The organism is Kineococcus siccus (assembly GCF_009906795.1).
GTDB lineage: Bacteria > Actinomycetota > Actinomycetes > Actinomycetales > Kineococcaceae > Kineococcus > Kineococcus siccus.
Window position 1 is genome coordinate 1 of record NZ_JAAALN010000324.1, and the last position, 3,169, is coordinate 3,169.

General features: G+C 74.9%; 2 protein-coding genes and 1 pseudogene. 2 read left to right on the forward strand and 1 reads right to left on the reverse strand.

Annotated features, from left to right (window positions below; translation table 11 throughout):
- Positions 1–238, reverse strand: a pseudogene (locus GTR02_RS22520) (methyl-accepting chemotaxis protein); the annotation flags it as partial.
- 128 nt (positions 239–366) lie between these two features.
- Between GTR02_RS22520 and GTR02_RS20855 the strand changes: the two are divergent.
- Both GTR02_RS20855 and GTR02_RS20860 read left to right on the forward strand, forming a co-directional pair.
- The gene (locus tag GTR02_RS20855; RefSeq protein WP_166609392.1) at positions 367–1,095 is read left to right on the forward strand and encodes a GAF domain-containing protein; all 729 of its coding nucleotides are present in this window, start codon (positions 367–369) and stop codon (positions 1,093–1,095) included.
- Between the two features lie 89 nt (positions 1,096–1,184).
- Positions 1,185–3,169: GAF domain-containing protein (locus GTR02_RS20860; protein WP_240896154.1), on the forward strand; the 1,985-nt coding region annotated here is incomplete at its 3' end.

The window sequence follows — 3,169 nt, forward strand, 5'->3', positions numbered from 1 at the left end:
TCGCGACGAGCGCGCTGAGCTCCTCCGAGGTGCGGGTCAGGTCGGACGCCACGCCCTGGCTGTTGCGCACCGCGTCGGCCGTGCCGGCCGCCGACTGCGCCACGCCCGCGATGTTCGCGGCGATCTGCTCGGAGGAGTCCGCGGCGGCGGCCACGTTGCGGTTCATCTCGGCCGTGGTCGCCGACTGCTCCTCCACCGCGGAGGAGATGGTCAGCTGGAATTGCCATCGACCGCTCATCCGACGAGCTGAGGTTGCCTCCGGCCTGGGACAGGTCATGGCGTGCCGTACGTTGACTTCCTCGTGTTCACGCCCGAGCACCACCAGGTGTCAGAGGAGTCTGACGTGACGATCCGACGTGGTGCGCGATGAGGCTGGTCGACCGCTTCACCGAGCGGTGGCCGGAGCAGCTGGCGGTGGCGGGGCCCGAGGCCCTGCCGACCGCTCTGGCCCGTGCCGCCGTCGACGTCCTGCCCTTCGACGGGGCCGGCCTCAGCGTCATGAGCGGGCCACTGCGCCTGCCCCTCGGCTCTAGCGACGAGGCGTCCGCGACCGCGGAACGGTTGCAGTTCAGCGTCGGCGAGGGCCCTTGCTGGCAAGCGCACCGCGAGGGGCGCCCCGTCGTCACGACCGCGGAGTCGATGGCCGCGAACTGGCCCGTTCTGCACGACCAGCACCGACGTCGCACGTCTTTCCGGGCCGGGCTCAGCGTGCCCGTGTCCGTGGGCGACGCCGCGCTGGGGGTGCTCGACCTCTACCGCGTCGAGGAGCGCGTGCCGCAGCCGTCGGACGTCCACGACGCCGTGGTCGTCGCGGCCGTCACGGCGGAGGTACTGTTCGAGGCCCTACCCGACGTCGACAATCCGCGCTCAGGCAGCAGCTGGCTCGACCGGGCTCCCGCCCGCGACCGTCGCCAGGTGTGGGTCGCGGTCGGCATGGTGAACCTCGTCCTCGGCCTCGACAGCCCCGCCGCGCTCGCCCTGCTGCGCGCCCGTGCCTTCGCCGACGACCGCACGCTCGACGCCCTGGCCCACGACCTGGTCACCGGGCAGGTGCTTGTCGAGGACCTCGACGACACCCGGCCGTCCGACTCCTGACGTCGTCGGCGCGGTTCCGACGACGGACGGGGCCGGTGTCCGCCACGATGGACGTTGCTCGCCGGGGGACCGGCCGGGGAGGCAGCGCGATGGGAGACGACGTGCCGCAGCACCACGGGCCGGGAGGCACGCGCGGGGAGGGCTCGGCCGCCCAGGCGGCCGCCATGCTCACGGGCGATGCGACCCGCACGGCCGCGGCCCGGCGGTTGAGCCCCCCGCGCTCCCTGCCGGGTGTTGAGCGACTGACCCGCCTGGCGGCGCAGCTGTTGGGCGTCGCCTCCGCCCAGGTCTCGCTGCTCACCGACGTCGAGGCCGTCGCCAGCGGCACCGGCCCAGCGGCGGGCCGCCCCGGCGAGCGGAAGCCGCTCGCCGAGGCACTGTGCGCGCTGACCGCCGCCTCGGGCTCCCCCATGGAGATCACCGACGCCCGGGCCGACTCCCGGGTGGCGGGCCTCCCGCCCGTGACCGCCGGCGCCGTCGGTTCTTACCTCGGCGTGCCGCTCACGATCGGCGGGGAGACCGTCGGCGTGATGTGCGTGGCGGCTGCGCAGACGCGGACGTGGGACGAGCGCGACGTCGACGTGCTGGAGCAGGTGGCCGCCGCGGTGGGCGCCGAACTGGAGCTGGCCGCACTGGACGACGACTACCGGACCAGCCGGGCGCTGCTGGAGGCCGCGGTGACCGCGGCTGGCGTCGGCACCTTCGCTTTCGACCTCGTCACCGGGGTGCTCACCCTGGACGACCGCCTGCTGCAGCTGTCGGCGCTGACGCGGGCCACGTTCAGCGGCCGGCCCGAAGACGTCTACGCCCACCTCCACCCCGACGACGTCGAGGAGGTCGTCGACCGGGTCCGGGCCGCAGCCGACGGGGGCGGGACGTACGCCGCGCAGTACCGGGTCGTGCAGGCCGACGGCAGCCACCGCTGGCTGGCCGCGCGCGGGTCGACCCTGCCGGGGCCGGACGGGACGCCCACCCGCCTGCTGGGGGCGGTCTACGACGTCACCGGTGCGCGCGCGGCCGGAGAGCGCATCGAAGCCGTCCTCGACGCGATGGCCGTCGGTTACCTCCACCTCGACGGCGACTGGGTCATCTCCTACGCCAACCGCGAGGCGGAGCGCGTCGCCGGCTACACCCGCGAAGAGATGCTCGGCAGCCTGTTCTGGGAGCAGTTCCCCGCCGCGGTCGGTGGCATCTTCGAGACCAGCTACCGCCACGCGGTGGCCGCCGGCGAAGCTGCGGTCTTCGACGCCTACTACCCCGCACCGGTCGACGCGTGGGTGGAGGTGCGGGCGATACCGGAGGGCGAAGGCCTGGGCCTGTACTTCCTCGACGTGACCGCGCGGACGCAAGCGCAGCAGGCCGCCCAGGAATCGGCCGCGCGCTTGTACCTGCTCGGGGCGGTCTCAACCGCGCTGACCGACACCCTCGACGCCGAGCGGGCCGTCGCCCGGCTGGCGCAGCTCGTGGTGCCCGCGCTGGGCGACTGGTGCGTGGTGACGCTCGTCGACGACGACACGGCCGCCAGCACGTTCACGCGAAGCCGCGCGAGTCGGGCCGGCGACCTGCGGCGGGGCCTGCGCGACGTCGGCTGGTGGCACCGGGACGCGGCGCTGCAGCCGCTCGTCGAGGCCTACACGGCCTGCCACCTCGGGGAACTCGGCGATGATGCGCCGCTGCTCCGGGCGCTGCGCGAGGCCCGCCCGGTGCACCTGACCGATGCGACGCGAGCGGTCTCCGCCGTGCTGACGCCCGGCGGGGAGGCCGTGGCGCTGCTGCGGGAGCTGGCCCCGGCCTCGGCGTCGGTGTTCCCGCTGCGCGGACGGGGCCGGACGGTCGGGCTGCTGACGCTCTTCGCCGGGCCGGACCGGGTGCCGCTGACCGACGTCGAGGTCGCGACCGCGGGGGAGGTCGCGGCGCGCGCGGGCCTGGCGCTGGACTCGGCTCGGCTGTACCGGCAGCAGCGCGACCTCGCCGAGGGCCTGCAGCGCTCGCTGCTCTCGGAGCCGCCGGAGCCCGACCACGGTCAGATCGTCGTGCGCTACGTGCCCGCCGCGGAGGCCGCCCAGGTCGGCGG

Coding starts and splice junctions, on each gene's coding strand:
- GTR02_RS20855 (WP_166609392.1), top strand. CDS start 367: ATGAGGCTGGTCGACCGCTTCACCGAGCGGTGGCCGGAGCAGCTGGCG.